This window comes from Ruegeria sp. (genome assembly GCF_040830605.1).
Classification (GTDB): Bacteria; Pseudomonadota; Alphaproteobacteria; order Rhodobacterales; family Rhodobacteraceae; genus Ruegeria.
The window spans coordinates 163,692-190,326 of record NZ_JBFOMD010000009.1; the positions used below are offsets into that span (position 1 = coordinate 163,692).

Annotated in this window: 30 protein-coding genes; 15 read left to right on the forward strand and 15 right to left on the reverse strand. The window is 64.1% G+C overall.

What is annotated here, in order from left to right:
* The first annotated feature begins 78 nt into the window (after positions 1-78).
* The 3 genes from AB3N21_RS14690 to AB3N21_RS14700 all read left to right on the forward strand — a co-directional run bounded on the left by AB3N21_RS14690 (position 79) and on the right by AB3N21_RS14700 (position 2,668).
* Positions 79-600: a hypothetical protein gene (locus AB3N21_RS14690; protein WP_367935912.1), complete on the forward strand. Its 522-nt coding sequence runs from the start codon at positions 79-81 to the stop codon at positions 598-600.
* The gene (locus AB3N21_RS14695) at positions 600-2,012 is read left to right on the forward strand and encodes an exonuclease domain-containing protein (protein ID WP_367935913.1); all 1,413 of its coding nucleotides are present in this window, start codon (positions 600-602) and stop codon (positions 2,010-2,012) included. Before AB3N21_RS14690 ends, AB3N21_RS14695 begins: the two co-directional genes overlap by 1 nt.
* A 155-nt stretch (positions 2,013-2,167) precedes the next feature.
* Positions 2,168-2,668, forward strand: a complete 501-nt coding sequence (locus AB3N21_RS14700) for a flavin reductase family protein (RefSeq protein WP_367935914.1) — start codon at positions 2,168-2,170, stop codon at positions 2,666-2,668.
* 3 nt (positions 2,669-2,671) lie between these two features.
* Here the strand turns inward: AB3N21_RS14700 and AB3N21_RS14705 are convergent, their stop codons facing one another.
* From AB3N21_RS14705 to AB3N21_RS14720, 4 genes are read right to left on the reverse strand one after another with little or no spacing between them, the layout of a single operon-like run.
* Entirely contained in the window at positions 2,672-3,151 is a 480-nt protein-coding gene (locus AB3N21_RS14705; protein ID WP_367935915.1) for a DUF6505 family protein, read from the reverse strand.
* On the reverse strand, positions 3,148-3,855 hold the full coding sequence (locus tag AB3N21_RS14710; protein WP_367935916.1) for a DUF4444 domain-containing protein: 708 nt from the start codon (positions 3,853-3,855) through the stop codon (positions 3,148-3,150). Before AB3N21_RS14710 ends, AB3N21_RS14705 begins: the two co-directional genes overlap by 4 nt.
* The gene (locus tag AB3N21_RS14715) at positions 3,852-4,913 is read right to left on the reverse strand and encodes an Mrp/NBP35 family ATP-binding protein (RefSeq protein ID WP_367935917.1); all 1,062 of its coding nucleotides are present in this window, start codon (positions 4,911-4,913) and stop codon (positions 3,852-3,854) included. Before AB3N21_RS14715 ends, AB3N21_RS14710 begins: the two co-directional genes overlap by 4 nt.
* Positions 4,910-5,107 carry a DUF6494 family protein gene (locus tag AB3N21_RS14720; protein ID WP_367936143.1) on the reverse strand — a complete coding sequence of 66 codons (198 nt, stop codon included), beginning with the start codon at positions 5,105-5,107 and terminating at the stop codon, positions 4,910-4,912. The genes AB3N21_RS14715 and AB3N21_RS14720 overlap by 4 nt, the downstream gene beginning before the upstream one ends.
* Before the next feature lie 64 nt (positions 5,108-5,171).
* Between AB3N21_RS14720 and AB3N21_RS14725 the strand changes: the two genes are divergently transcribed.
* On the forward strand, positions 5,172-5,900 hold the full coding sequence (locus AB3N21_RS14725) for a hypothetical protein (protein WP_367935918.1): 729 nt from the start codon (positions 5,172-5,174) through the stop codon (positions 5,898-5,900).
* 112 nt (positions 5,901-6,012) lie between these two features.
* Here the strand turns inward: AB3N21_RS14725 and AB3N21_RS14730 are convergent, their stop codons facing one another.
* The gene (locus tag AB3N21_RS14730; RefSeq protein WP_367935919.1) at positions 6,013-7,965 is read right to left on the reverse strand and encodes a 4Fe-4S binding protein; all 1,953 of its coding nucleotides are present in this window, start codon (positions 7,963-7,965) and stop codon (positions 6,013-6,015) included.
* Between the two features lie 294 nt (positions 7,966-8,259).
* Between AB3N21_RS14730 and AB3N21_RS14735 the strand changes: the two genes are divergently transcribed.
* From AB3N21_RS14735 to AB3N21_RS14785, 11 genes are all read left to right on the forward strand, one after another.
* Positions 8,260-8,814, forward strand: a complete 555-nt coding sequence (locus AB3N21_RS14735) for a DUF3305 domain-containing protein (protein WP_367935920.1) — start codon at positions 8,260-8,262, stop codon at positions 8,812-8,814.
* Entirely contained in the window at positions 8,811-9,377 is a 567-nt protein-coding gene (locus tag AB3N21_RS14740; RefSeq protein WP_367935921.1) for a DUF3306 domain-containing protein, read from the forward strand. The genes AB3N21_RS14735 and AB3N21_RS14740 overlap by 4 nt, the downstream gene beginning before the upstream one ends.
* 6 nt (positions 9,378-9,383) lie before the next feature.
* Positions 9,384-9,992, forward strand: a complete 609-nt coding sequence (locus tag AB3N21_RS14745; protein WP_367935922.1) for a molecular chaperone — start codon at positions 9,384-9,386, stop codon at positions 9,990-9,992.
* Between the two features lie 59 nt (positions 9,993-10,051).
* Complete coding sequence (locus tag AB3N21_RS14750) at positions 10,052-10,240, forward strand: ubiquinol-cytochrome c reductase iron-sulfur subunit N-terminal domain-containing protein (protein ID WP_367935923.1); 189 nt, start codon at positions 10,052-10,054, stop codon at positions 10,238-10,240.
* A gap of 154 nt (positions 10,241-10,394) precedes the next feature.
* On the forward strand, positions 10,395-13,289 hold the full coding sequence (locus AB3N21_RS14755) for a formate dehydrogenase subunit alpha (RefSeq protein ID WP_367935924.1): 2,895 nt from the start codon (positions 10,395-10,397) through the stop codon (positions 13,287-13,289).
* Between the two features lie 12 nt (positions 13,290-13,301).
* The gene (gene fdh3B / locus AB3N21_RS14760; RefSeq protein ID WP_170398009.1) at positions 13,302-13,895 is read left to right on the forward strand and encodes a formate dehydrogenase FDH3 subunit beta; all 594 of its coding nucleotides are present in this window, start codon (positions 13,302-13,304) and stop codon (positions 13,893-13,895) included.
* Positions 13,896-13,991: 96 nt separating this feature from the next.
* Positions 13,992-14,342 carry a putative quinol monooxygenase gene (locus AB3N21_RS14765; protein ID WP_367935925.1) on the forward strand — a complete coding sequence of 117 codons (351 nt, stop codon included), beginning with the start codon at positions 13,992-13,994 and terminating at the stop codon, positions 14,340-14,342.
* 26 nt (positions 14,343-14,368) lie between these two features.
* A complete protein-coding gene (locus tag AB3N21_RS14770) occupies positions 14,369-15,562 on the forward strand; it encodes a formate dehydrogenase subunit gamma (RefSeq protein ID WP_367935926.1) in 1,194 nt (397 codons plus the stop codon).
* Complete coding sequence (locus AB3N21_RS14775) at positions 15,563-16,831, forward strand: c-type cytochrome (RefSeq protein WP_367935927.1); 1,269 nt, start codon at positions 15,563-15,565, stop codon at positions 16,829-16,831. It begins immediately after the preceding gene.
* A gap of 15 nt (positions 16,832-16,846) precedes the next feature.
* Complete coding sequence (locus AB3N21_RS14780) at positions 16,847-16,972, forward strand: hypothetical protein (protein WP_367935928.1); 126 nt, start codon at positions 16,847-16,849, stop codon at positions 16,970-16,972.
* Complete coding sequence (locus AB3N21_RS14785) at positions 16,973-17,845, forward strand: substrate-binding domain-containing protein (RefSeq protein ID WP_367935929.1); 873 nt, start codon at positions 16,973-16,975, stop codon at positions 17,843-17,845. It begins immediately after the preceding gene.
* Positions 17,846-17,916: 71 nt separating this feature from the next.
* Here AB3N21_RS14785 and AB3N21_RS14790 read toward each other — a convergent pair whose 3' ends face one another.
* The 10 genes from AB3N21_RS14790 to hydA all read right to left on the reverse strand — a co-directional run bounded on the left by AB3N21_RS14790 (position 17,917) and on the right by hydA (position 26,557).
* Complete coding sequence (locus AB3N21_RS14790) at positions 17,917-18,741, reverse strand: extracellular solute-binding protein (RefSeq protein ID WP_367935930.1); 825 nt, start codon at positions 18,739-18,741, stop codon at positions 17,917-17,919.
* 131 nt (positions 18,742-18,872) lie between these two features.
* On the reverse strand, positions 18,873-19,607 hold the full coding sequence (locus tag AB3N21_RS14795) for an ATP-binding cassette domain-containing protein (protein ID WP_367935931.1): 735 nt from the start codon (positions 19,605-19,607) through the stop codon (positions 18,873-18,875).
* Positions 19,600-20,313: an ABC transporter permease gene (locus AB3N21_RS14800; protein ID WP_367935932.1), complete on the reverse strand. Its 714-nt coding sequence runs from the start codon at positions 20,311-20,313 to the stop codon at positions 19,600-19,602. Before AB3N21_RS14800 ends, AB3N21_RS14795 begins: the two co-directional genes overlap by 8 nt.
* A 182-nt stretch (positions 20,314-20,495) precedes the next feature.
* Positions 20,496-21,485 (reverse strand): ABC transporter substrate-binding protein, encoded by a 990-nt coding sequence (locus AB3N21_RS14805; RefSeq protein WP_367935933.1) that lies wholly within the window; start codon positions 21,483-21,485, stop codon positions 20,496-20,498.
* A 60-nt stretch (positions 21,486-21,545) separates the two neighbouring features.
* Complete coding sequence (locus tag AB3N21_RS14810; protein WP_367935934.1) at positions 21,546-22,391, reverse strand: ABC transporter permease; 846 nt, start codon at positions 22,389-22,391, stop codon at positions 21,546-21,548.
* Positions 22,392-22,485: 94 nt separating this feature from the next.
* The gene (locus AB3N21_RS14815) at positions 22,486-23,400 is read right to left on the reverse strand and encodes an ABC transporter permease (protein WP_367935935.1); all 915 of its coding nucleotides are present in this window, start codon (positions 23,398-23,400) and stop codon (positions 22,486-22,488) included.
* Positions 23,397-23,828 carry an N-acetyltransferase family protein gene (locus tag AB3N21_RS14820; RefSeq protein ID WP_367935936.1) on the reverse strand — a complete coding sequence of 144 codons (432 nt, stop codon included), beginning with the start codon at positions 23,826-23,828 and terminating at the stop codon, positions 23,397-23,399. Before AB3N21_RS14820 ends, AB3N21_RS14815 begins: the two co-directional genes overlap by 4 nt.
* Positions 23,828-24,622: an ABC transporter ATP-binding protein gene (locus AB3N21_RS14825; RefSeq protein WP_367935937.1), complete on the reverse strand. Its 795-nt coding sequence runs from the start codon at positions 24,620-24,622 to the stop codon at positions 23,828-23,830. The genes AB3N21_RS14820 and AB3N21_RS14825 overlap by 1 nt, the downstream gene beginning before the upstream one ends.
* Positions 24,619-25,101 (reverse strand): hypothetical protein, encoded by a 483-nt coding sequence (locus tag AB3N21_RS14830; protein WP_367935938.1) that lies wholly within the window; start codon positions 25,099-25,101, stop codon positions 24,619-24,621. Before AB3N21_RS14830 ends, AB3N21_RS14825 begins: the two co-directional genes overlap by 4 nt.
* A gap of 1 nt (position 25,102) precedes the next feature.
* Positions 25,103-26,557: a dihydropyrimidinase gene (hydA, locus tag AB3N21_RS14835; RefSeq protein ID WP_367935939.1), complete on the reverse strand. Its 1,455-nt coding sequence runs from the start codon at positions 26,555-26,557 to the stop codon at positions 25,103-25,105.
* Between the last annotated feature and the right edge of the window lie 78 nt (positions 26,558-26,635).

Genomic DNA, 26,635 nt, shown 5'->3' on the forward strand with positions numbered 1-26,635 from the left:
CGATTTTTCGGTGAAAAATCGTGCCTCCGGCGGGAGTATTTGGGAAAAGATGAAGTTTCGGGCGTCTGGAGGAGAGCCATGTTTCTGGAACTGATCGGTACGATCTTTGCAGGCTTTGCTGTGGCAGGTGTGGTGATGTTGGTCAACCGGCTCACCGGCGGGCGCTTGCCGCGCTGGCTGACGCCGGTGGCCGCCGGTCTTGCGATGATCCTGGTGACCATTGGCAGCGAATATTCCTGGTACGAGCGCACCCGCTCGGCCCTGCCCGAGGGGCTGGAAGTGGTGCAGGAGGTGGAAAGCCGTGCCTTCTACCGCCCCTGGACCTATGCGGCGCCCTTTGTGGACCGGTTTGCCGCCGTGGACACGGCCTCGGTCCAGACCAATGAGAACGTACCGGACCAGCGGCTGGCCGATCTCTATTTCTTTGGCCGCTGGGCGCCGTTAGCGAAGCTGCCTGTTGCAGTGGACTGTGCCGCGGGACGGCGCGCCAATCTGGCTGACGGGGCGGAATTCGGCGCCGATGGCGCGGTGGAGAATGCCGACTGGGTTGCGGCCGGACCGGATGACCCGGTTGTGCGCGCGGTGTGCGAGGTGTCGTGATGCTGTCGGGCCTCAGCCTGCGCCTGCGCGTCTTTCTGTTCTTTGCCCTGCTTGCGGCAGGAGGACTAGGCATCGCCACAGCGGCGCTGGTGCTTGGCTATGGCCGCACCGGTCTGGCGGAGGCGTTCGACGGGTTTGTCTTTTCCGGTATTTTGATCGGCTTCGGTTATCTGGCCTTGGTCGTGGGCGTCTGGCTGCTCTTCGACGAAAACGTGGCCAAACCCATCGAACGGCTGGCCGCGCAGCTGCGGGTGCATGCCCATGCCGGTGGCAGCAGCGAGGTGGATCTGCACGCCACCCGTTATCTGGGCGATCTGGCTCCGGCAGCCGCGGGGCTGGCGGGTCAGTTGGGTGACACGGCGCTGACCACAGCCGAGGCCATCGCGCAGGAGACCGCCCGGCTGGCCGATGAAAAGGCGCGGCTGACGGCGCTGTTGACCGAGATTCCGGTGGCCATGGTGCTGGTGAACCCAAGCCATCAGATCGTGCTCTATGACGGACAGGCGGCGGAGGTGCTGGCGCAGATCGCGCCGCCCCGGCTCAATGCGTCGCTGTTCGACTATCTGGACCGGGCGGGTGTCGAGGCGGCCTATGCCAAGCTGGCGCGCAGCGGGATGGAGGTGTCCTGCCAGCTCACCGGCGCGGATGGGGCGCAGAGCTATGGTACGCGCATGAAACCCCTGGGCGACGCACCGGGTTATCTGCTGGTGTTCGATGACGCGTCAGTGCAAATCTCACCGGATGCCGCGCGCCCGCTGGTCTATGATTTCGACCTGCTGGACACGCCCGGAGACGTGGCGTTCGAGCACCGGCGCCTGCCCGACTTGTGTTTCGTGGTGTTCGATACCGAGACCACCGGTCTGCTGCCGCACAAGGATGAGATCGTGCAGATCGGCGCCGTGCGGGTACTCAAGGGGCGGATCATCGAGGGCGAGGCCCTCGACATGCTGGTCGATCCGGGCATCCCGATCCCGCCCGCCTCGACCAAAGTGCACCGGGTGAGCGATGCCATGGTGCAGGGCGCGCCGGATATCGCCGAGGCGGGGCGGCTGTTTCATGCCTTCGCCTCGGACGCGGTGATCGTAGCCCATAACGCGCCCTTCGACATGGCGTTTCTGCATCGTCATGCCGGGCGGATCGGGGTGAGCTGGGATCACCCCATACTGGATACCGTACTGCTGTCGGCGGTGCTGTTCGGCGCCAGCGAGACCCACACGCTGGACGCGCTCTGCGACCGGCTGGGCGTGACCATTCCCGACGCGGTGCGCCACACCGCCCTGGGCGATGCGCAGGCCACGGCCGAGGTGCTGGTGCGGATGCTGCCGATGCTGGCCGCGCGCGGCATGGAGACCTTCGGCGATGTGATCGCCGAGACCCGCAAACACGGTCGTCTGCTGGAGGACCTGAACTAGGCGCCAGCATCGTCACTGGGCGGTGGAAGGCGTTTGCAAACGCCTTGACGCGGTTTCAAACCGCGTGAAAGCCGCTTGCAAGCGGCTTTGCTCCCCCATGGACAAACCGCGCGCGGCGTGGCACGTGAGGCGCGATCAAAGTATCAGGCGCGCGCATGACCGAGAACAGTTTCATCCCCGGCCCCGGACAGACCCTCGCCTTTCGCGAGGCTTTGGGGTGCTACGGCACGGGCGTTGCGGTCGTGACCACGATGGCCGAAGGTACTCCCGTGGCCATCACGGTGAATTCCTTCACCTCGGTTTCGCTGGATCCCCCACTGGTCTTGTGGTGCCTGGGCGAGGAGTCGAACCGGTACGATGCGTTCTCCAAGGCCGAGCAATATGCCATCCACGTGATGGCCGAAGGGCAGCAGGATCAGACGCTGCGCTTTGCCCGCAACGGCTGGGATTTCTCGCATGCGGACTGGCAGGCGGATGCCAGCGACACCCCGATCCTGAGCGGCTGTCTGGCCCGGTTCGACTGCAGCCTGCACGCCCGGCATCAGGCCGGAGATCACCTGATCATCGTCGGAGAAGTTTTGCGCGCCATGCACCGGACCGGCAAGGGGCTGATGTTCAAGCGTGGCCAGTACGGCGCGTTCACCGATCTGCTCTAACGCCTACTCATCCAAAGTTCCGTGTACCGCCAGCGCCTCAAGCTCGGCATCCCGCGGCGTGATCACGCGATAGGCCTCGTGCACCCCGGCCCCGGTCAATGTGCGGGCCACCGTGAGCAGCGTGTTGGGGGCGTGCTCATCGCAGAGCCCGGCCATCTGCGCGATCTCGTCCTTGGCCACGCCCTGCGCCGCCTCGACCGAGGGCGCGCCGTAGAGCGCAACGAAATGCTCGGCGAGGCTGCTTTCGAGCCGCTCGACTTCGGCGGCTTCGGCCTGTGTCACCGCGACAAAGGTGACGCGTCCGAAGGTCTCCAGCCCCAGCCAGCCATTGGCAAAGGCCTGCCGGGCCTTACCCTCCAGATCCCCCTCGCCCCAGTTGGAAAACTCGAACCCGCCTGAGATGCACCATTCACCGGTGCGCGCCGGAGAGTGAAACACATTCAGGTCGCTTTCGTCGAAATGGATCGCGCGGGCGAGTTTCATGTGTTCCCCTTCAAAAGCGTGCTCATCGGCACCAGATGCGTAGCCGAGCCGTCGCGGATCAACATGCCGAAACGTTCGTCGGTGCCCAGAAAGGTGCCGTCATATCCGCCCTGGCCGACCGGTTCGCCGACGCCGCGCAGCAGGCCCGTCCATTCGGAATGCAGAGGGGCGTTGCCGTCCTCTTCCCACCGGTTCAGCCAGGCCAGCATATGGCGCGACCAGCTTTCGACAAGCTGGACGGGGGTGATCTCAGCACAGCCCTCGTCATAAAGCGCGGTCACATCCGGCGTTTCGCCCGGCGCCGCGTCGGTCTGCATCAGCGGCAGCTCCCAGCCGACGACCAGCCAATCGGGCACAGCCGCCGGATCGGCGGTTGCGGCGGCGGCCCGGAAGTGGCCGCACCGGGCGCCATTGACGCAGATCGTGCCGTCCCAAACCAGATGTACCGCCACCTCGGGCGGGGCCAGCGCACCGAGCGCGTTCTGGAAGCCCACCGCGCAGAGCGGCAGCATCGCCATCGCGTCTTCCAGCGCTACCTCAGGCGCAAACACGACCGCCGTGCGTAACCGGTCGGCCTGAATGTTGTAGACCACCGTGCCGCTGTCACAGCCAAGCGCGGCCAGCGCTTGCGCGCGGTCGAACGGGTTCTCTCCGCCCCGGGCGGGCTGGCCCTGCAACAAGGGTGGAAAGGTGGGTTCCGTCATGCGTTGCCTTTGGCGATCATGTCCCGTGCGATGCGGCGGAAGGCCTCGGCCTGAGCGCTTTCGGGCTTGCTGACCACGATAGGCGCGCCGCCGTCGGCGGCCACCCGGATGTCGAGGTGCAGTGGGATTTCCCCCAAGAGCGGCACATCCAGCGCCTGTGCCTCGTTCGCGACACCGCCATGGCCGAACACATGCTCTTCATGCCCGCAATTCGAGCAGATATGGGTGGACATGTTCTCGATCATGCCATGGATCGGGGTCTTGAGCTGTCGGAACATGTCTATCCCCTTGCGGGCGTCGATCAGGGCCACGTCCTGCGGGGTCGAGACGACAATTGCGCCATCTACCTGGAATTTCTGGGAAAGCGTCAGTTGCACGTCGCCGGTGCCCGGCGGCAGATCGACGATGAGGATGTCGAGCGCGCCCCATTGCACCTGCCCCATCATCTGCTGCAGCGCGCCCATCAGCATCGGGCCGCGCCAGACCACCGCCTGCCCCTCGTTCACCATGAGGCCCATCGACATCATGGTGACGCCGTGGTTGCGCAGCGGCAGGATGGTCTTGCCATCGGGGCTGGCCGGACGGCCCGAGACGCCCAGCATACGTGGCTGCGACGGGCCATAGACATCGGCATCGAGCAGCCCCACCCGGCGGCCTTCGGCGGCCAGCGCGCAGGCGAGGTTGGCGGCGACGGTGGATTTGCCTACGCCACCCTTGCCGGAGGCGATCGCCACGATCCGGTCCACGCCCGGCACCGCCTGAGGGCCGGTCTGCGAGGGTTTGGGTTTCGGCTTGAGATCCGGCGGTGCCTTTTCCGAATGCGCCGTCATCATGGCCGAGACCTTTTCGATGCCGTCCACCATTTGTGCCGCCTGTTCGGCAGTGGCGCGCACCGGCTCCATCCGCTCGGCCTGTTTCGGGTCGATCTCCAGCACGAAGCGCACGGTGTCGCCTTCGACATTCAGCGCCCGCACCAGACCGGCGCTTACGATGTCCTGCCCCGAGACCGGGTCGGTGATCTTTTTCAGGTTCGCCAGAACCGCGTCGCGGATGCTCATGCGTCGCCATCCTTGATCACACCGGTCACGGTATGTTCGACCTCGAGCCCGTCGATGGTCAGCACCACCTTCGCCTCATAGCTCTGGCCCGCGGGATTGCCCGCCTTGCGCAGCCCCTCTTCGATTGCCTGCTGGCTGGTCACGCCAACCTGCTTGAGGAACTTGCGCATGGACATGTTGTAATCGCCGCTCATCGCGTGGGTCTCCGTATCATTCGCCGCGTTTGACGCAATCGCCCCGCCGCCGTTAGGCTGGGCCATGCGCTTTGCCCTGTTGTGCCTGAGCCTGATGCTCTCCGCCAGCCCCTCTTGGTCGCAGGAGGCGCTTGGACTGATGGCACCCGACGAAGTGGCACGATCCGGCCTTTTGAAACATATTCTTCCGCGCTTCTCTCTCAAGACCGGAATTCGCGTGGTTGCGGATGAGGCCGGGCCGATGGAGATCGCCGTCGCTGCCCCGGGCGATCCGGTGTTTCGGGGCGGCGGGGTCACCTACTACCTGCGGGTGAGCGATGAGCAGCGGCAACAGCGGTTCCGGGACTGGATGCTGTCCGAGATCGGAAAACGCACCATCGAAGGGTTTCAGCCGGAAGATGGCCCGCCCTTTACCGCCAGTTTCGACACAGTGGAGGTTGTCGAGGCCCCGGCCTTTACGGGCAATGCGGCATTGGGTGCGGATCTGGCGCTGACCCATTGCGGGCGCTGCCATGTGGTGGGGCCGCAGAACCGGATGAACGGGCTGGGCTCGACCCCGTCTTTCGCCGTGCTTCGGACGCTGCCGGACTGGTCGGACCGGTTCCAGCAGTTCTATGTCCTGCGCCCGCATGGGGCGTTCACGCAGGTCAAGGATGTCACCCCGCCCTTCGATCCCGAGCGCCCGCCGCCCATCGTGCCGGTGGAGATCACGCTGGACGATCTTGAAGCGATCCTGGCCTTTGTTGCGGTAACCAGCGCAGCCGATCTTGGGGCGCCGTTGCAATTTCAGTGAGGCGCGGGCGGCGTTGTCGCAGGGGGCTCTGCCCCCGTCGCGCAAGGCGCGACTCCCCCGGGATATTTTTGAACAGAAGAAGGTGGGGACGGTTTGGGTGGGGAGGCAGGTGTCAGTGGTCCTTGCGCTTGGTGAAATAGTCGTCCGTTGTTGTCACTCTTGGTTTTGGTGCCGCCGCAAACGGATTGTCTTCGCTGTGGAATTGCGCCTTGACCCTGCAGTCGTCGCACATCTGGATCATCCGCGCCTGTTCGGATGAGGCAAACATCGGATGCGTGCCTGCCAGTTTCTCCATGATCCGCTCGATGGTGGATTTCACCCCGAACAGAGCGCCGCATTCGATGCAGGCAAAGGGTTCCTCCTCGTGCAGCACCCGCTGCGACAGGGCGGCATCGCTGAGATCCAGTTGCGGCACCAACGTTATGGCGTTTTCGGGACAGATGGTGCGGCAGAGGCCGCATTGCAGGCAGGCGTCCTCCTGAAAGTTGAGCTGCGGCAGGTCGGGGTTGTCGATCAGGGCGCCCGAGGGGCAGAGCGACACACAGCTCAGGCAGAGCGTGCAAGCCTCGGTATCGACCGCAATGGCGCCATAGGGGGCGCCTTCGGGCAGTGGCATCGTGGGACCGCCGGGGTTCAGCGCCTGTGCCGCCAGTCGAGCGATCTGGCGGCGGTTACCCAGCGGCAGCACCGGGTCGGGCAACGGGTCAAGTTTTTCCTGCGCATAGAGCAGGTCTGAGAGGGCATCGGGATCGCTCTCGTCGATCAGGCCCAGCCGGGTCGGCCCTGCCAGCGCCTCGGCCAGCGCCAGTTCGCAGGTCAGCGCATCGCGCTCGGTGGTCGGGGCCAGCAGCACGTCCACGCGGGAAAAGCCATGGGCCAGACCGGCCAGCATCTCGGCATGGCCGAAGCCCGAGACCACGCCCAGTTCCAGCGGAATCATATTGGCGGGCAGGCCGCGCCCAAAACGGGCCGCGAGCCGGATCATCTCGGCCCCATGCGCGTCATGCACCAGCAGCCGGGGCGCGTGGCCTCCGGCCTGCCGGAAGGTTCGGGCCAGCACCTGCATCCGGGCCAGCAGGAAGCTGACCGGCGGGTCCTCATAGGTGATTGCGGTCGAGGGGCAGAGCGCCGCGCAAGCGCCGCAGCCGGCGCAGATCATCGGGTCGATGGCGACATGATCACCGGCCGGCGTGATGGCCCCGGTGGGGCATATATCGAGGCAGTTGGAGCAGCCCACCTGCTCGGCCCGGGAATGGGCGCAGAGGCTTTCCTCGAGCCGCACATAGAGCGGTTGTTCGAATGTTCCGATCAGTTGCGCCGCCTCGAAAGCCAGCCACGCCACCGCCAGCGGGTCGCGTGGGTCGGCGCGCAGATAGCCCTCGCGCTTGTGCGGGGCCTGCACCATCGGGATGTCACCGGTCAGGTCGATGATGATATCGCATTGCGACACCGCCCCGTCACGCGGCGCGGTCCAGCCAAAACCGCCGCGCCCGCCGGGCTCAACGTGCTGCACCCCGTCCAGGCGCAGTTCGAACCCGCCCAGCGCGCCCGAAACCTGCCGCATCCGGCCCCGCACCACGTCATAGGCGCGCGACAGCGGCCGGGCATCGTCCGTGACCAGCACGGTGACCACCAGGCTGTCCGAAAGCTGCGCCGCCAGATCAAAGGCCACCTCACCCGGCCCTGCGATGAAACAGACGCCTTCGCTGATCACATCCGCCGAGGGGGTAATCGGCGCCGGCAGCAGCGCCTCGGCGGCCAGCGCGGCCATCTTCGGGGTGGCATCGGCGCCCTGTTCGGACCATCCGGCGCGGTCGCGCAGGTCCACAAAGCCGGGGGCATCGATTTCTAGCTCGGCGGCCAGTTCCGTGAAGGTGACCTGTTCCTGCCCGCAGGCGATCACCACCTCGCCCTCTTGCCGCAACAGCTCGGCTGCCGCGCCCAGCTCGGCAGTGCAGAGCGCAGTGTGAACCCGCGAACAGGTGGCATCGCAGGCCGACCCGATCGCCGCGCGGTCCACGTTTTGCGAGCCGCCGCAATCACATAGAATGAGTTTTTTGACCATGCCCTCCCCCGGACGCCTTGCAGTCCGCCTGCCAGCCTAGGCGCAGACCATACGCGGCGTAAAGGGTAGCCGCAGCCCAGATCAATTTTTCACCGGCTCCTCTGTTCGCACCCAAAAACTGCATTATAATACATCTGAATGCGCACGGCGCATATTGTCGGAACTATCGAAAAACCTCCTGAAAATTTGGTGATCTCGGAAGTTTTGGCCCTTCGCGGGCTTGGCACAGGGCGCCTTTGTGTACCATAGTTCACCAAGCGGAAGGCCACGGAGAGCCTTTCGGGGGAGGAACACGTGGCTGGGGCCGCTATTCGCATCGAAATGCCGCTGGGCGTTGTCGTCCGGAAGACGCCGGGTGTCACCCGCTGGGCGCGCTGGAACTGGACTGCGGTCGCCGTTCTGCCAGGCGCCGGGCCTGCCGACTGGGTCGAGCTGCGGCGCGAGGGCGATGCGGTCGAATATCATGCGGCCACCCTGCCCCTGACCCTCTGGGCCGCCGAGGCCGAGGCCTATATGGCCAACCTCGCCGATGCGCAGCCGTCGATCTATCTGGTCCTGCGCGACGAGGCCGGGGACAAGCGCCCGCTGGATGCGGTGCTGGTGACCGCCTCACCCTTTGAAGGGCAGGACTATGCCGACACCGGCGAGGAGATCGTCGAGAAGATCCCGATGACCGAGGGCCTGATCGCCTGGGTCCGCGACTTTGCGCTTGAGCACTACCGCGATGATGGCTTTGTGAAGCGCCGCCGTGACAGAAAGCGGGTCGATCTGGTCGAGGATGGCAAAGGCGATGCCCGCATCCGTCAGGCCTCGGACGTCTACCGCGCGCCACGGAGGGTTCTGCAATGACCCAGCCGCGCGATTTCTGGTCCCGCCGCAAGGCCGGGGTGCAGGCCGAGACCGAAGCCGAACAGGCGGCTGTCGAGGCTCAGGTGATCGCGCAGGAACAAGCGGCGCTGGAGGATAAGAGCGACGCCGAGATTCTGGCCGAGTTGAATCTGCCCGATCCCGACAATCTGCAAGCGGGCGATGATGTGACGGGCTTTATGGCCCGCGCCGTGCCCGACCGTCTTCGCCGCCGGGCGCTGCGCCGGTTGTGGCGGCTGAACCCGGTTCTGGCCAATGTGGACGGGCTGGTTGACTACGGCGAGGATTACACCGACGCCAGTTGTGTCATCGAGAACCTGCAGACCGCCTATCAGGTGGGCAAGGGGATGCTCGCCCATGTCGAGACGCTGGCCCTCGAGGCGGAGGAGCCGGACGATGAGACCGATGACGACTTGGTCGCAGAGGAACCGCCCACTGCCGAGCCGGAGCCCGCAGCCGAGCCACAGCTTGCCGAAGCGGCGCCCGAACCGGAACCGGATAACACCCCCACCCCGCGCCGGATGCGGTTCGAGTTTGAAGGATAGACCATGGTGACTGCCCCATCCGCCCCTGCTGCCATCCCCGAAGAGGACCGCCTGCGCGCGGATTTTTACAACTTCCTCGGCCTTCTGTTGGCAGGTCCGCCGGATCAGTTTCTGCTGGACCAGATGGCGGGGCTGAGCGGGGATGACACGGAACTGGGTCAGGCCATCGGTGCCATGGCACGGGTCGCAAAGGTCACCAAACCCGCCGCTGCCGAACGCGAATTCAACGCGCTGTTCATTGGGCTGGGGCGTGGTGAGCTGCTGCCCTATGCCAGCTATTATCTGACCGGTTTTCTCAATGAAAAACCGCTGGCGCAGCTGCGGCAGGACATGGCCGCGCGCGGCATCACCCGCGCGCCGAACGTCTATGAACCCGAAGACAACGTCGCCTCGCTGATGGAGATCATGGCCGGGCTGATCGTGGGCCGGTTTGGCTCCGTGGCCGATCTTGAGGACCAAAGGACGTTCTGGAACAAACATGTCGGCCCCTGGGCCGGGCATTTCTTTACCGATTTGGAAGCCGCCGAGAACTCGGTGCTCTATGCCTCGGTCGGCAGTGCCGGCCGGGTCTTCATAGAGATCGAGCGCGAGGCATTCCGGATGACGGCGGCGTGATCCGCCACTCGCCGGCGCCCGCCCGGGCGCTAAATCGCAAATGGGAAAGGAGGACTCCCATGAGCAAGAGCAAGGAAGATGGCGCAACGCGCCGCGACTTCCTGAAACTGGCCGGAACCGCAGCGCCCGCTGCCGTTGCCGCCGCCAGCCTGAGCGGCAAGGCCGAAGCTGCCGAGCAGCCGACGGATGACACCCGCATTCAGGACACGGCGCATACGCGCGCCTACATCGACAGCGCGCGCTTCTGAGCGCGGCCTTTGACAGCGCATCTCGGCGCACCGACAGCGCCCGGCCACGATCCGGACGAGGTCACACCCGGCAGACGGTTGCGATTGGCCCTGACGCCGGTTTTGGGAGGACCAAGCCAGCCGCGTGAAACGTGGCCAGCAAGGGAGGAGAGAAATGCTTAGGAAAAAGACCAACGGGGTTGCGAGACGCCCCCAGCGGACTTCGATCCTGTCCAAGGTCGGCGACACGCGCGTTGACCGCCGCGCATTCCTGCGCGGATCGGGCCTGACGATCGGCGGCCTGGCCGCGATCAGCGCCACGGGTGGGACCGTGACGCCCGCCAGCGCCCAGACGGCAGCAAACACCGCCGTCGAAACCGTGAAATCCGTCTGCACCCACTGTTCGGTCGGGTGCACCGTGATCGCCGAAGTGCAGAACGGCGTCTGGGTCGGGCAGGAACCCGGCTGGGACAGCCCGTTCAACCTGGGTGCGCATTGCGCCAAGGGGGCCTCGGTCCGCGAACACGCCCATGGCGAGCGCCGCCTCAAATACCCGATGAAGAAAGAGGGCGGCGAGTGGAAGCGCATCAGTTGGGAAGAGGCGATCAACGAGATCGGCGACGGCATGATGCAGATCCGCGAAGAAAGCGGGCCTGACAGCGTGTACTGGCTGGGTTCGGCCAAGCATAACAACGAACAGGCCTATCTGTTCCGCAAATTCGCCGCCTATTGGGGCACGAACAACGTGGACCATCAGGCGCGTATCTGTCACTCGACCACCGTGGCAGGCGTTGCGAATACATGGGGCTACGGCGCCATGACCAATTCGTATAACGACATCCACAACTCCAAGGCCATCTTCATCATCGGCGGCAACCCGGCCGAGGCCCATCCCGTCTCGCTGCTGCACGTTCTGCGCGCGAAAGAGCAAAACAACGCGCCGCTCATCGTCTGCGACCCGCGCTTTACGCGCACCGCGGCCCATGCGGATGAATATGTCCGGTTCCGCCCGGGCACAGACGTCGCTTTGATCTGGGGCATCCTCTGGCACATCTTCGAGAACGGCTGGGAGGACAAGGAGTTCATCCGCACCCGTGTCTGGGGCATGGACCAGATTCGCGACGAGGTTCGCAAATGGAACCCCGATGAAGTCGAACGAGTGACCGGCACTCCGGGATCGCAGCTGCGCCGGGTGGCGCGCACCATGGCCAACAACCGTCCCGGTACGGTGATCTGGTGCATGGGCGGCACGCAGCACACCAACGGCAACAACAACACCCGCGCTTATTGCGTGCTTCAGCTTGCGCTTGGCAACATGGGTACCTCGGGTGGTGGCACCAACATCTTCCGTGGCCATGACAACGTGCAGGGCGCGACGGACCTTGGTGTGCTCAGCCACACCCTGCCCGGCTATTACGGCCTGTCGAATGGCGCATGGGCCCACTGGTCCCGTGTCTGGGGCGAGGATGTGGATTGGCTCAAAGGGCAGTTCGCGACGATCAAGGACAAGGAGGGCAAGGACAAGCCGCTGATGAACGAACGTGGCATTCCGGTCTCACGCTGGATCGACGGCGTACTGGAGGACCCGGCCAACATGGATCAGGACCACAATGTCCGCGCCATGGTGCTGTGGGGCCACGCGCCGAACTCGCAAACGCGGGGGCCAGAGATGAAGACGGCGATGGAGAAGCTGGACATGCTGGTCGTTATCGACCCGTATCCCACCGTTTCCGCCGTTCTGCATGACCGCACCGATGGCGTTTACCTGTTGCCCGCCTGTACGCAGTTCGAAACCCGTGGCTCGGTCACGGCCTCGAACCGCTCGCTGCAATGGCGCGACAAGGTGGTCGATCCGCTGTTCGAAAGCCTGCCGGACGAGGTCATCATGGCCAAGTTCGCCAACAAGTTCGGCTGGGCGGATCGGCTCTTCCGCAATATCGAGATGGAAGACGCCGAAACCCCGAATGTCGAGAGCATCACGCGCGAGTTCAACTCGGGCCTCTGGACGATCGGCTATACCGGTCAGTCGCCGGAACGTCTGAAAAGCCATATGGCCAACCAGCACACGTTCGACCGAACCACGCTGCAAGCCATTGGTGGACCCAATGACGGCGAGTATTACGGTCTGCCCTGGCCTTGCTGGGGGACGGCAGAGATGGGTCATACGGGGACGCCGAACCTCTATGACATGTCGAAACCGGTGGCCGAAGGCGGCCTGACCTTCCGCGCCCGTTTCGGCGTGGAACGCGATGGCGACAACCTGCTGGCCGAAGGGGTCTATAGCGCCGGGTCGGAAATTCAGGATGGCTATCCCGAATTCACGATGCAGATGCTGATGGACCTTGGCTGGGATGGTGACCTGACCGCCGAGGAACGCGCGGCGATCGACGCTGTTGCGGGGCCGGAAACCAACTGGAAGACCGACCTGTCCGGCGGTATCCAGCGGGTTGCGATCAAGCATGGCTGTGCGCCCTTCGGGAACGCCAAGGCCCGTGCGGTCGTCTGGACCTTCCCGGATCCGATCCCGCTGCATCGCGAGCCGCTATACACGCCGCGCCGCGATCTGGTCGCGGATTATCCGACCTACGAGGACCGGCATGCCTATCGCCTGCCCACCCTTTATGCGTCGATTCAGAAGAACGACTTTTCAAAGGATTACCCGATAATCCTCACGTCAGGTCGTCTGGTCGAATATGAGGGTGGCGGTGAGGAAACCCGGTCGAACCCGTGGCTAGCCGAGCTGCAGCAGGACATGTTCGTCGAGATCAACCCACGCGACGCCAACAACCTTGGTATCCGCGACGGGGCACAGGTCTGGGTCGAAGGTCCCGAAGGCGGCAAGGTCAAGGTGATGGCGATGCTGACCAACAGGGTCGGTGCCGGTGTGGCCTTCATGCCATTCCACTTTGGCGGCCATTTCCAGGGCGAGGATCTGCGACACAAATATCCCGCAGGCGCCGACCCCTATGTCTTGGGTGAAAGTTCCAACACCGCCCAGACCTATGGCTACGATTCAGTAACCCAGATGCAGGAGTCGAAATGTACTCTATGCAAGATCTGGGCAGCGTGAGGAGGACGATAAATGGCTAGAGCGAAGTTTCTCTGCGACGCTGAACGCTGCATCGAATGCAATGCCTGCGTAACTGCGTGCAAGAACGAGCACGAGGTGCCCTGGGGCATCAACCGCCGCAGGGTGGTGACGATCAATGACGGCAATCCGGGCGAACGCTCGATCTCGGTGGCCTGCATGCATTGTTCGGACGCGCCCTGCATGGCGGTGTGCCCGGTCGACTGCTTCTATCAGAACGAAGAAGGGGTCGTCCTGCACTCCAAGGACCTGTGCATCGGTTGCGGCTATTGCTTCTACGCGTGCCCGTTCGGCGCGCCACAATACCCGCAGGCGGGCAACTTCGGATCGCGCGGCAAGATGGACAAATGTACCTTCTGCGCCGGCGGCCCCGAGGAGACCCACTCGACCGCCGAGTTCGCCAAATACGGGCGCAACCGGATCGCCGAAGGCAAGTTGCCGCTCTGTGCCGAGATGTGCTCGACCAAGGCGTTGCTGGCCGGTGACGGCGATGTGGTCTCGGCCATCTACCGCGAACGCGTGGTGGCGCGCGGCTTTGGCTCGGGCGCCTGGGGTTGGGGCACCGCCTACGACCAGAAGGGCGGCTGACACGCGCATGGGACGGCCCCGGAGATGATCCGGGGCCGCTCGCCCCTATGAAACCCCGCCTTTTGGCGGGGATGCGTTGCGCAACGGAGGCATGGCATGACCCCAGACGTCTATTGGATTCTGCGGCTGGCGATCAATGACGGGCAGGAAGAAGCGTTCGAGACGCTGATGCCCGAAATGGTCGCCTCAACGCTCAAGGAAACCGGCGCCAAGGCCTACGAGTGGCACCGCGAGGGGTCCGAGGTGCATATCTTCGAGCGCTATGCCAGCGCCACAGATGCGATGATCCACATGGGCAATTTTGGCGCCCATTTCGCCGACCGCTTCTTGGCGGCACTCACCCCCACCGGCTTTGACGTCTACGGCGCCGTCAATGACGAGGTGCGCCAGGCGCTGGGTCCGATGGGCGCCAATTTCTACGACCAGGTGGGCGGCTTCGACCGCTGATCCGGAACCTTTGGGAGACCCGACCGATGCGCCCTATGCTTTCGCTGCTCATCCTGCTGATCTGGACCACCTTCGCCTGGGCGCAGGAGGCCCCTGCCCCCGATCCGGACCGCACAGCCACCGGCGGCGCCACGACGCTGGAGGATATTCTGGCGCGCCAGCGCGGCGAGAAAGTGGATAACAGCCATCGCGCGGGAAACACCGGTCAGGGCAATGTCGAGGCACTGATCGGGCAGTTGGGAACGCGCGGCATCGCCTCGGACAGCGATCTCTACCGCGCGTTGCGCTACGGCTCGGCGGATATCACCGTCTCATCCCGCAGCCCGGCGGCGGAGGTGATCATTCAGGACAGCGGTATGTGGTGGCTCAACTTCCGCACCGGCCCGCTGCGCCTTTACGGCACCTACGCGATGGGCGGGATGCTGGCCATTCTGTTGCTGTTTTTCCTGATCCGGGGCAAGATCCGCATCGATGGCAAAAAACCCGGGCGCACCGTCACCCGCTTCACCGGCTTCGAACGCTTCGGCCACTGGCTGTTCGGCGGTTCGTTCCTGATCCTCGGCGCCACCGGCCTGATCACACTCTATGGCCGCGATTTTCTGATCCCGCTCATCGGAAAATCCGGCTTTGCCACCATCGCGCTGGCTTGCAAATGGCTGCACAACAATCTCGCCTGGGCCTTCATGTTGGGGCTGGTGATCATCACGCTCAATTGGGTGGTGCACAACATCCCGAACCGCCACGACCTGAAATGGCTGGCGGCGGGCGGCGGCCTGTTCACCAAGGGCAGCCACCCACCCGCGCGCAAGTTCAATGCCGGGCAAAAGCTGATCTTCTGGGCCTGCGTCATCCTCGGCATCTCGATCAGCCTGTCGGGCCTGTCGCTGCTGTTTCCGTTCGAGCTGCCAATGTTTGCCAAGACCTTTGTGGTCGCCAATGCCACCGGCTTGCCCGAGTTGATGGGTCTCACCCTGCCCGAGCAGATGTCGCCGCATGAAGAGATGCAATACGCCCAGCTCTGGCACCTCATGGTCGCCTTTGCCTTCCTCGCCATCATCTTCGCCCATATCTATCTGGGCTCGGTCGGGATGGAGGGCGCATTCGACGCCATGGGCACCGGCGAGGTCGAGGAACAATGGGCCCGCGAACACCATTCCCTGTGGCTGGAGGAGGTCAAAGAGGCCGACGCCTCACGAAGCGCCCCCTCACCGGCGGAATAGATGCGGCGTCTGGCGCTGGTTCTGGCCCTGCTACCGCTGCCCCTGAGCGCGGCGGAGTTCTTTACGCTAAAAGGCCATGGCGGCCCGATCATGGGCATCGCCGCCGCCCCGGACGGGCGCATCGCCACCGCCAGTTTCGACAATTCCGTAGGGGTCTGGAACAGCCACAAGCCGCGCTGGCTGGAAGGGCACGAGGCCGCCGTCAATACGGTCATCTTCAACGGCATTGCGGTCTATTCGGCGGGCGACGATTTCACCCTGCGCAGGTGGCCCGGCGGCGATGTGGTGGGCCGCCACAAGGGCAAGATTGTGAATATCGCGGCCTCGAAAACCCATGTCGCCACCGCAAGTTGGGACGGCACCATCGGGATCTGGCCAGTGGATGGGTCCGACCCGAAGATGCTCGGCCCCACCGGCAGCGGCGTCAATGCGGTCACGTTCAGCCCGGACGGCACGCGGCTCTACTCTGCTGGGATGGATGGCATCCTGCGCGAGTGGGACATGGCCAGCGGCGCCGAGATCCGGCAGATCGTGAAACACGGTTTCGGCATCAACCAACTGGTGTTCAACACTACAGACGGCTGGCTGGCCTATGGCGCCGTCGATGGCGTCACCCGCATCATCGACCCGGAGACCGGCGCGGAGTTGCACGATTTCACCCTCGACCGCCGCCCCATTCTGGCGCTGGCGCTGAGCCCCGACCGCCGCCAGCTCGCGGTGGGGGATGGCCAAGGCTATATCATGGTGATCGACACGGAAAGCTGGACCATCTCCCACGATTTCCGTGCCACCCTGCGCGGGCCGGTCTGGGCGTTGGCGTTCTCTCCCGATGGCGAGAACATCCACGCGGGCGGCATCGACGACGCCATGTATAGCTGGCCGTTGGCGTCGCTGTCCGAACATGAGCAGATGGCAGGCGCCGAACGCAGCTTTCTCAAGAACCCCGACGAGATGGGCAACGGAGAGCGCCAGTTTGCCCGCAAATGCTCGATCTGCCACGCGCTGACAGCCGACGGCAAACGCCGCGCCGGGCCGACGCTGCATGGCCTGTTCGGACGCCGCGCGGGCACGCTGCCCGGCTATCTCTATTCCGGGACGCTGAAGAACGCGGACATCATCTGGACGGATGAGACCATAAATGCCCTTTTCGATCAGGGCCCGGACCATTACATTCCGGGCTCCAAGATGCCGATGCAGCGGATCGCCGGGGACCAGGACCGCGCCGACCTGATCGCCTATCTGCGCCGCGCCACCGCAACGGACAACTGAGCCGGAGGACCAAAGATGAAAGCCTTTCTTGCCGCTGTCGCCGCGATGGTCGTGATCACTGCCTCCGCCCCGTTTGCGCTGAAACAGATCGGCTTTACCTCTGCCGATGCCACCGCCGGCCCCGCCGTGCGCCTCGACTGAATGGCCGAATACCTGACCACCCGCGAACTGGCCGACCTGCTGCGCATCGGCGAGCGCAAGGCCTACGATCTGGCCTCGTCGGGCGAGATTCCCTGCGTCCGCGCCATGGGCAAGCTGCTGTTTCCCCGGGCTGAGGTCGTGGCCTGGCTCAACGCCTCGCGCTCGGGGCCACAAGTGGCCGACCCACCCCTGCCCCCGATCGTCGCAGGCAGTCACGATCCGCTGCTGGACTGGGCGCTGCGCGAAAGCGGCTCGGGGCTGGCCACCTATTATGACGGCTCCTTTGATGGGCTTGAGCGGCTGAAATCCCGCTCGGCCCAGGCCGCCGCGCTGCATATCCACGAGGACGACGGGTTCAACACGCGCGCCTTGCGCGACGCTCTGGGCGAAGCTCCGGTGGTGCTGATCGAAATCGCCAGCCGCCAGCGGGGGCTGCTGCTGGCCCCCGGCACCAAAGGCATCTCCGGCTTTGCAGACCTGAAGAACCGGCAGGTCGTCCTGCGCCAGCACAGCGCCGCCAGCCAGCGCCTGTTCGAGGCACAACTGGCCACGCATGGCCTGACCCATGACGATCTCGCCGCCCTGCCCGCCTGCGCCCGCACCGAAGAGGAACTGGCGATTGCCCTGCATGACAGCAAGGCCGAAGCAGGCTTCGGCCTCGGCGCCTTGGCGGGTCTCTACGGGCTGGACTTCGTCTCAACGCATGAGGAACGCTTTGACCTCGCCATCTGGCGCCGCGCCTTTTTTGAGCCGCCGATGCAGAACCTCATAACCTTCCTGCGCTCCAACCGCTTCGCCACCCGCGCCGAGGAACTGGGCGGCTATGACCTCACCGGCCTCGGCCAAATCCACCACAACGGCGCCAGCGGCTAGCAATACAGCCCGCCGGACAGGCCCCTGCATCTTCATCTTTTTAAAAATACTCCCGCCGGAGGCACGGCCCGTTAGGGCCGTATCTGTGCATTCGGAAAGAACAGCTGCTGCCCATCCAATCGATAAGACGCAATCGCCGTCTGCCCGTCCTGCCCCAGCAACCAGTCGATGAATCTCTGCCCGGCCTCAGCCCGCACGCCCGGATGCCGTTCGGGGTTCACCAAAATGACCCCGTACTGGTTGAAAAGCCGCGGGTCACCCTCGACCAGCACCTCCAGATTCCCTTTGTTGCCAAAGGCGATCCAGGTGGCCCGGTCGGTCAGCGCATAGGCGCCCATCCCGGCGGCAATGTTCAGCGTTGCGCCCATGCCCGAGCCGGTCTCGCGATACCATTCACCCGAGGCCGCCCCGGCGTCGATACCCGCCGCCTGCCAAAACCGCATCTCAGCCTTGTGCGTGCCGCTGTCATCGCCGCGCGAGGCAAAGGGAACCTCGGCCCCGGCAACGGCAGTCAAGGCCGCCACGATGTCCTGACCGCCCCCAACCCCTGCCGGGTCCGACTTGGGCCCAATCAGCACGAAGTCGTTATACATCACGTCGAAGCGTTCGATGCCCCAGCCCTCGGCCACGAATTCTTCTTCCGCCGCCTTGGCATGGACTAGCAGCACATCGCCGTCGCCATTTCGCGCGTTGCGGATCGCCTGCCCGGTGCCCACGGCCACCACCCGCACCTCGATGCCGGTCTCGGCCTCGAATCCTGGCAGGATGTAATCCAGCAGCCCCGAATTCTGCGTCGAAGTGGTCGATTGCACCACGATGAAGGGCGCCTCGGCCTGCGCCGCCCCTGCCCCCAATCCAAGCGCGATTACACCGGCCCGGACCCAAGTTCCGATCATTCCACTCTCTCCTGTCACATGCGCGCCGGAGCGCGTTGCGTTCATTATCATTCACGCAGCAGGCTGCGGCCTTATTTGATTGCGCATGCCCGAACAGCACAAAACCGGTTCCCACTTTTGCGCATCATGCTCTAGATCAGCAGCCCCCCCGCGAGGTAGCGCCTTGCCGCCTCGCTCCGCGGGTTTTGCAGCACTTCATCCGCAGGCCCGTGTTCAACCACGTGCCCGCCCTGCATCATCACCACATCCGCCGCCAGGCGCCGCGCCTGACCGATGTCGTGGGTTACCATCACGATCCGCACCCCACGGCTCGAGGCGCGCAGGATCATCTTTTCGATGGCCTGCGTCGCCGCCGGATCCAGCGCGCTGGTGGGTTCGTCCAGAAACAGCACCTCGGGCTCCGTCGCAAGTGCCCGCAGAATCGCCAGCCGCTGCGCCTCACCACCTGAAAGCGAGCGCGCCGATTGCCGCGCCTTGGCGGCCAGCCCGCCCTCGTGCAACAGCTCTTCGATCCGGGCGCGGCGGGCGGGACGGTTCAGCCCCTGCCGCCGGAGCACGAAATCCAGATTGGCCGTAACCGAACGCCGCAGCAGCACCGGACGCTGAAACACCATCGCCTGCCGTGCCTTATGCGCCGGCCCGAGGTTATGACCATCCTGCAGCACGCGCCCGGCCTCGGGCACGATCAACCCGTGCAGGCAGCGCAGCAGCAGGCTCTTGCCAGCGCCGTTCGGGCCCAGGATCAGAGTCGGTCCCGGCCCGTCCAAGAGCAGTGCCGGCACATCCAGCAGCGTGCTGCCATTGTGTCCGATACGCAGGCCGCGCGCCTCGAGTACACCCATGGGCTCAACCGCCAGGTCACGCATGGCTCAGTCCCTCCTGTTCCGCCCGCAGGCTCAGCAGGCTGACCAGCGCATTTACCGCGACCGCGATGCCGATCAGGATCGCCCCCAGCGCCAGCGCCAACGCCAGATTGCCCTTCGAGGTTTCCAGTGCGATGGTGGTGGTCATCACCCGGGTCACATGGTTGATGTTGCCGCCCACAATGATCACCGCGCCCACCTCGGCAATCGCCCGCCCGAACCCGGCCAGCAGCGCGGTGACTAACGCCAGCCGCGCATCCCACAGCAGCACCGGCACCGAGGCTAGGCGCGACACGCCCAGCGAGCGGAGCTGTTCGGAATATTCCTCGGCCAGCATCTCGACCACCTGCCGGGTCAGCGCCGCGACAATCGGCGTCACCAGCACCACTTGCGCGATGATCATGGCGGTCGGCGTGTACAGCAGTTGCAACACCCCCAACGGGCCCGAGCGCGACAACATCAGATAAACCAGCAGCCCCACCACCACCGGCGGCAGACCCATCAGCGCGTTCATCAGCACGATCACCGCGCGCCGTCCTCGGAACTGCCCAACCGCCAGCGCCGCCCCCAAGGGCATGCCGATCATTGCAGAAATCAGCACTGCCAGCAGCGACACGCGCAGCGACAGCAGCACAATCGCCCACAGCTCGGCATCTCCTTTGAGGATCAGGAGAAGTGCGGTGCTGATTTCTGATGCAAAATTCTGCATTATCTCCCAACTAGAAACGCTAAGCGGATCAACTGCATGTTTCTTCGCCCTTATTCTAGTTCACCAACCCTACTTCGCCAGCCTCAAAACCGACGATCATCACAAAAAACACGGCCCCTCGGGAAGGGGCCGTGACGATGGCCTCCGCCATCCTGTTCGGTCTGGTACCCGTGTCCGCAGGCTCAGTTCAGCGCCGCGTCGGTGATCTCGTGGGTCCAGGCGCCCTCGGGCTCGGCCGTGATCACCGGATCCGAGCCACCGGCCAGCAGCGTCTTGACCGTGCGGTCGAAATCGGCCGGGTCCAGCGCGCCGTTCGATCCGGCAGTCAGCTTGGCGATCTCACCCATCATGCGCTTCTGGTGCTCTTCGGTCTGCGCACCGGTCGCATCGTTGTCGAGCACGATCCCGGCAGCGTCATCCGGGTTCTCCTCGGCCCATTTCCAGCCCTTCATCGACGCCCGCACAAAGCGCTGCATCTTGTCGACGAAGGCCGGGTCGCTCAGCTTGTCCTCAAGCACATAGAGACCATCCTCCAGTGTCGCCACACCCTGATCTTCGTACTTGAAGGTCACCAACTCATCCGGGCTGACGCCAGCATCAATGACCTGCCAGTATTCGTTGTACGTCATAGTGCTGATGCAATCGGCCTGACGCTGCAGCAGCGGGTCCACGTTGAAGCCCTGCTTGAGCACTTCGACGCCAGTCTCGCTCTTGCCACCGGTGTCGATGCCCAATTGGCTCATCCAGCTCATGAACGGGAACTCGTTGCCAAAGAACCAGACGCCCAGCGTGCGGTTCTTCAGGTCCTCAGGGGCGGCGATGCCGGCATCCTTCCAGCAGGTCAACATCATGCCGGAGCTTTTGAACGGCTGCGCGATATTGACCAGCGGCAGGCCCTTTTCGCGCGCGGCCAGCGCGGCGGGCATCCACTCGACGGTCACATCGGCACCGCCACCTGCGATCACCTGAGTGGGCGCGATGTCGGGACCGCCAGGAAGGATGGTGACGTCCAGCCCCTCCTCCTCATAAAACCCCTGATCCAGCGCCACATAATATCCGGCAAACTGCGCCTGGGTCACCCATTTGAGCTGCAGGGTAACCTCATCTGCGGCCCAGGCGCCGCCGGCTGCCAATGTAAAGGCGGCAACCGCCCCGCTCAGTAGCTGTTTCATCATCTTCTCTCCTTGTTGCAATTGGCGCCCCGTTTCGGGGTCATTCTTGATTATCCTACCCTATCCGCGCTGCGAGGGATGCCAGAAGGTCACTGCCTTTTCGATCACCGCCACCAGCCCATAAAACGCCGTGCCCGCCAGCGCCGCCACCACGATCTCGGCCCAGACCATGTCCAGAGCCAGCTGCCCCACGCTGGTCGAGATGCGAAACCCCATCCCCACGGTGGGTGAGCCAAAGAACTCGGCCACGATCGCCCCGATCAGCGCCAGCGTGGTCGATATCTTGAGGCCGTTGAACACGAACGGCATCGCCGCCGGAAACCGCAGCTTGAAAAAGCTCTGCCAGTACGAGGCGGCGTATGTCTCCATCAGATCGCGCTGCATCGCGGTGGCCTCGCGCAACCCGGCCACGGTGTTGACCAGCATCGGAAAGAACACCATCACCACGACCACGGCAGCCTTGGACTGCCAATCGAACCCGAACCACATCACCAGAATGGGCGCCGTGCCCACGATGGGCAGCGCGGCCACGAAATTGCCCACCGGCAGCAACCCCATGCGCAGAAAATCCGACCGGTCGATGGCAATGGCGGTCAGGAACGCCGCGCCGCAGCCGATCACATACCCGCTCAGCGCACCCTTGAGGATGGTCTGCACGAAATCGGCCCACAATATCGGCAGGCTGTCGGCAAACCGAACCGCGATGCCCGATGGCGCGGGCAGGATCACCAGCGGCACCTGCAAACCCCGCACCAGCAACTCCCACACGCCGACAACGGTCAGGCCGAAGATCACCGGTACCAAAAGCTGCACCCCACGCAGCCCGGCATGAGGCCCCCCGGCCAGCCGCGCATTGACCCACCATCCCAGCAGCCAAAGCGCCAAGGCAAACACCACCAGCATCATCGCGCGCGCCCCGCCCCCTTCTTCTGTTCAAAAATATCCCGGGGGAGTCGCGCCTGCGCGACGGGGGCAGAGCCCCCTGTGTCCAACCTCGCCATCACACGATCCCCATCCGCTTCAGCACCCCACGCTCGATTAACCCCAGCAAACCCACCAGGCAAGCGGCCAGAATCGCCGCCGCAAACAGCGCCGACCAGATCTGCACGGTCTGGCCATAGTAGCTCCCCGCCAACAGCCGCGCACCGAGACCCGCCACCGCGCCGGTGGGCAGCTCGCCCACGATGGCACCAACCAGAGACGCCGCGATCCCGATCTTGAGCGAAGCAAAAAGATACGGCATCGACGCTGGCAGCCGCAGTTTCCAGAACCCTTGCGACCGGGTGGCGTTGTAGGTTTGCAGCAGATCAAGCTGCATCGCGTCCGGGCTGCGCAGCCCTTTCACCATGCCGACAACGACCGGAAAAAAACTCAGGTAAGCCGAAATCACCGCCTTGGGAATGATCCCTTGCACGCCCACGGAATAGAGCACCACGATGATCATTGGCGCCAGCGCAATGATCGGTATGGTCTGGCTGACGATGGCCCAGGGCATCACCGACATGTCCATCACCCGGGAATGCACGATCCCTACCGCCAGCAGAATGCCCAGCCCCGTGCCGATGGCGAACCCCAGAAGCGTCGCACTCAGCGTCACCCAGCCGTGATAGACCAGCGAGCGCTTCGAGGTGATCTTCTTGCCCACCGTGGTCTCCCACAGTTCCGCTGCCACCTGATGCGGCGCAGGCAGACGGGGGCGATCCTGCGCCCACGTGGCCGGGATGACAAAGCTGTTCCGGGCGGCCAGTCCAAATTCGTTCAGCCCCCGCCGCTCCTTGGCGGTCGCGGGCATCACCGCGGCCCCCGCCCGTTCAGCTTCGGTCAGCACCCCCTGGATATTCATCGGAATGCAGGCCGCGTACCACAGGACGACGATTGAGGTGACAACGCTCAGAATGGCGAGAATGGATTTCATGCGTGCCACTCCATTCTGATCACCGGAAGCGTTTCGGGCGGCTCGGGCGGCAGGCGACCGGCCTCGACGAACCCTTCGCGCCGGTAGAACCGCTGCGCATCCCGGTTCGGTTCATGCGCGGTCAGCCACAGGCTCTGCCGCCCCTCCTTGGCCTTGTCCAGCAGGCGCTTGCCGATCCCCTGACCGGTTCTGAGGCAATAAAGCGCGCCGACCTTGCCCGCCTTGGGATCGACGGACATGTAGCAATCCAACGGATCGCCCGCGACCCAGATCTCGCGGGCCGGGAATGCCTCGCGGATCAGCGCCTCAAGCTCCTCCTGCGGCAGTTCGGGCGGCATCCAGTCCGTCTCATCCATCCAGGTGCTGATCACCCGGGCACAGGCAGGGACATCCTCGATCGTGGCGCGTCTGATCCCGGTCTCAGTCATCACTGCCCGTCCTCATGCCCGGCCCGGAGCCCTTCGCGCACCCGGTGCGCCACCTCGATGAATTCGGGCGTGTCACGAATATCCAGCGGACGCTCTTTGGGCAGCGGGCTTTCGATCACATCCGTGATCCGGCCGGGACGCGGGCTCATCACCACGATCTTGGTGCTGAGATACACCGCCTCGGGGATCGAGTGCGTAACGAAACCGATGGTCTTTTCGGTCCGCGCCCAGAGCGCCAGAAGCTGCTCGTTCAGGTGGTCCCGCACGATCTCGTCCAGCGCTCCGAAGGGTTCGTCCATCAGCAGGATGTCGGCATCAAAGGCAAGCGCTCGCGCAATCGAGGCGCGCTGCTGCATCCCACCCGAGAGCTGCCACGGGAACTTGCTACCAAACCCTTCCAGATCAACGAGTTCCAGAACATTCTTCACCCGTTCATCCTGTTCGGCGCGGGAGTATCCCATGATCTCAAGCGGCAGCTTGATGTTCTTGGCAATGGTCCGCCACGGATAAAGCCCTGCGGCCTGGAACACGTAGCCATAGGCCCGGTTCCGCCGCGCCTCGTCCGGCGTCATGCCATTGACCGAGAGCGCACCGCCGGTTGGTGTCTCCAGCGCTGCGATACAACGCAGAAAGGTGGTCTTACCGCAGCCGGAGGGGCCGATGAAGCTGACGAACTCACCTTTCTCGACCGTCAGGCCGACGTCCTTGAGCGCATGGACCGGGCCGTCATTGGTCTGAAAGGTGAGGTCGAGGTTTTTGGCTTCGACGACCGGTTGAGCTTGGTGTTGCTTCATGTTTTTTCTTTTGTGTAGAGGATCAGGTATGCCGAAAAAAGAGCAGCTGGAACGCCAAATATTACTGGCCAATATTGGCGAAACTCAAAAACACCTGAAAACGTATTGTCGTTCCCCGAGAGATGGAGTCCGAACGGGATTCCCAAAGAGCTAACAAGGCTAACTGTTATGACTGCCGACGCGGTTGCTAAACCGGGCGCGAGCCGGGCGATCAACATCAGAGACACCACCCCACGATAGATTGCAAACCCAGGTAACAAAGCGATTATGAACACCGGCACCCAAATCGGACTTCCCCAGAAAAAGAGAAATCCAAAAACCCAAGGGAGACCCATAATCATGCTCATGCGTTCCGAAGCATCCGTGGAAGCGATTGCGAAAAGCGACATCGCCATGAGTGCAAACAGAATGGTCACAGCGACAAATCCCGCATAGCGGCCCAGCGGGGGGCGCCCGAGTTCCCAGGCTTCTTTCTCCACTTCAAACCCCCGTCGCCGGAATACCGCTCCGCTCCACCGGGCGCGGTGCGGTCAGTTCCTTCCATGTGCTCAGCGCCTTGTTCACCGTAGCATTCGCCTCGCGCGCAACGAATTTGCCGTGGCCTTCCTGAGTACGGATTTCGCCGTCATGCACAGCGACGTGTCCACGGGTCAGGGTAAAGCGTGGCAGACCCTTGACGTCATGGCCCTCAAACACGTTGTAGTCGATTGAGGATTGCTGCGTAGAGGCCTGAATGGTCTTGGTTTTCTCCGGATCCCACACCACCAGGTCTGCATCCGCTCCGACCAGCACCGCACCCTTCTTGGGATAGCAGTTCAGGATCTTGGCGATATTGGTCGAGGTCACGGCCACGAACTCGTTCGGCGTCAGACGTCCGGTGGCCACGCCATGGGTCCAGAGCATCGGCATCCGGTCCTCAAGCCCTCCGGTCCCATTCGGGATCTTGGTGAAATCGCCTACGCCATAGCGTTTCTGCTCGGTGGTGAAGGCACAATGGTCGGTGGCCACGACAGACAGGGACCCGGATTGTAGCCCCGCCCACAGGCTGTCCTGATGCTGCTTGTTGCGGAACGGAGGCGACATCACCCGGCGCGCGGCATGGTCCCAATCGGGGTTGAAATACTCGCTTTCGTCCAGGGTCAAATGCTGGATCAGCGGCTCGCCCCAGACCCGCTTGCCCTGCATCCTCGCCCGGCGGATCGCCTCGTGGCTGTCCTCGCAGGAGGTGTGCACGACATAAAGCGGCACCCCCGCCATGTCGGCGATCATGATGGCGCGGTTGGTGGCTTCGCCCTCGACCTGCGGCGGACGGGAATAGGCGTGCGCCTCGGGACCGTTATTGCCCTGGGCCAACAGTTTGGCGCTGAGCTCCGCCACCACGTCGCCGTTTTCCGCGTGCACCAATGCGATGCCGCCCAGTTCGGCCAGACGCTGGAACGAGGCGTACATCTCGTCATCATTCACCATCAGCGCGCCCTTGTAGGCCATGAAATGCTTGAAGGTGTTGATGCCGCGCTGTTCGATCACGGTCTTCATGTCGTCGAACACCTGCTCGCCCCACCAGGTCACCGCCATGTGGAAGGAGTAGTCGCAATTTGCGCGCGTCGACTTGTTGTCCCAGCGCTTGAGCGCATCCAGCAGGCTCTCGCCCGGATTGGGCAGCGCGAAATCCACCACCATCGTGGTGCCGCCCGCCAGCCCAGCGCGGGTGCCGGATTCGAAATCGTCCGAACTGTAGGTGCCCATGAACGGCATCTCAAGATGCGTATGCGGATCGATCCCGCCGGGCATCACGTAGCAGCCTGTGGCATCCAACTGCTCGTCCCCCGACAGGCTTGGCCCGATCTGAGCGATCACGCCGTTCTCGATCAGCACATCCGCCTTGTAGGTCAGATCGGCAGTGACGATGGTTCCGTTCTTGATGACTGTAGTCATGTTCTCATCTCCCTGCGGACGCACACGCGCCTTTCTTCATCTTTTCTCAAACACTCCTGGGTCCGGGGCGGAGCCCCG

Coding starts and splice junctions, on each gene's coding strand:
- AB3N21_RS14690 (WP_367935912.1), top strand. CDS start 79: ATGTTTCTGGAACTGATCGGTACGATCTTTGCAGGCTTTGCTGTGGCA.
- fdh3B (WP_170398009.1), top strand. CDS start 13,302: ATGGCTAGAGCGAAGTTTCTCTGCGACGCTGAACGCTGCATCGAATGC.
- AB3N21_RS14730 (WP_367935919.1), bottom strand. CDS start 7,965: ATGGTCAAAAAACTCATTCTATGTGATTGCGGCGGCTCGCAAAACGTG.
- AB3N21_RS14795 (WP_367935931.1), bottom strand. CDS start 19,607: ATGCGTGACCTGGCGGTTGAGCCCATGGGTGTACTCGAGGCGCGCGGC.
- AB3N21_RS14705 (WP_367935915.1), bottom strand. CDS start 3,151: ATGAAACTCGCCCGCGCGATCCATTTCGACGAAAGCGACCTGAATGTG.
- AB3N21_RS14820 (WP_367935936.1), bottom strand. CDS start 23,828: ATGACTGAGACCGGGATCAGACGCGCCACGATCGAGGATGTCCCTGCC.
- AB3N21_RS14710 (WP_367935916.1), bottom strand. CDS start 3,855: ATGACGGAACCCACCTTTCCACCCTTGTTGCAGGGCCAGCCCGCCCGG.
- AB3N21_RS14770 (WP_367935926.1), top strand. CDS start 14,369: ATGCGCCCTATGCTTTCGCTGCTCATCCTGCTGATCTGGACCACCTTC.
- AB3N21_RS14700 (WP_367935914.1), top strand. CDS start 2,168: ATGACCGAGAACAGTTTCATCCCCGGCCCCGGACAGACCCTCGCCTTT.
- AB3N21_RS14765 (WP_367935925.1), top strand. CDS start 13,992: ATGACCCCAGACGTCTATTGGATTCTGCGGCTGGCGATCAATGACGGG.
- AB3N21_RS14810 (WP_367935934.1), bottom strand. CDS start 22,391: ATGATGCTGGTGGTGTTTGCCTTGGCGCTTTGGCTGCTGGGATGGTGG.
- AB3N21_RS14740 (WP_367935921.1), top strand. CDS start 8,811: ATGACCCAGCCGCGCGATTTCTGGTCCCGCCGCAAGGCCGGGGTGCAG.
- AB3N21_RS14785 (WP_367935929.1), top strand. CDS start 16,973: ATGGCCGAATACCTGACCACCCGCGAACTGGCCGACCTGCTGCGCATC.
- AB3N21_RS14695 (WP_367935913.1), top strand. CDS start 600: ATGCTGTCGGGCCTCAGCCTGCGCCTGCGCGTCTTTCTGTTCTTTGCC.
- AB3N21_RS14805 (WP_367935933.1), bottom strand. CDS start 21,485: ATGAAACAGCTACTGAGCGGGGCGGTTGCCGCCTTTACATTGGCAGCC.
- AB3N21_RS14755 (WP_367935924.1), top strand. CDS start 10,395: ATGCTTAGGAAAAAGACCAACGGGGTTGCGAGACGCCCCCAGCGGACT.
- AB3N21_RS14750 (WP_367935923.1), top strand. CDS start 10,052: ATGAGCAAGAGCAAGGAAGATGGCGCAACGCGCCGCGACTTCCTGAAA.
- AB3N21_RS14720 (WP_367936143.1), bottom strand. CDS start 5,107: ATGAGCGGCGATTACAACATGTCCATGCGCAAGTTCCTCAAGCAGGTT.
- AB3N21_RS14715 (WP_367935917.1), bottom strand. CDS start 4,913: ATGAGCATCCGCGACGCGGTTCTGGCGAACCTGAAAAAGATCACCGAC.
- AB3N21_RS14825 (WP_367935937.1), bottom strand. CDS start 24,622: ATGAAGCAACACCAAGCTCAACCGGTCGTCGAAGCCAAAAACCTCGAC.
- AB3N21_RS14780 (WP_367935928.1), top strand. CDS start 16,847: ATGAAAGCCTTTCTTGCCGCTGTCGCCGCGATGGTCGTGATCACTGCC.
- AB3N21_RS14815 (WP_367935935.1), bottom strand. CDS start 23,400: ATGAAATCCATTCTCGCCATTCTGAGCGTTGTCACCTCAATCGTCGTC.
- AB3N21_RS14790 (WP_367935930.1), bottom strand. CDS start 18,741: ATGATCGGAACTTGGGTCCGGGCCGGTGTAATCGCGCTTGGATTGGGG.
- AB3N21_RS14725 (WP_367935918.1), top strand. CDS start 5,172: ATGCGCTTTGCCCTGTTGTGCCTGAGCCTGATGCTCTCCGCCAGCCCC.
- AB3N21_RS14775 (WP_367935927.1), top strand. CDS start 15,563: ATGCGGCGTCTGGCGCTGGTTCTGGCCCTGCTACCGCTGCCCCTGAGC.
- AB3N21_RS14800 (WP_367935932.1), bottom strand. CDS start 20,313: ATGCAGAATTTTGCATCAGAAATCAGCACCGCACTTCTCCTGATCCTC.
- hydA (WP_367935939.1), bottom strand. CDS start 26,557: ATGACTACAGTCATCAAGAACGGAACCATCGTCACTGCCGATCTGACC.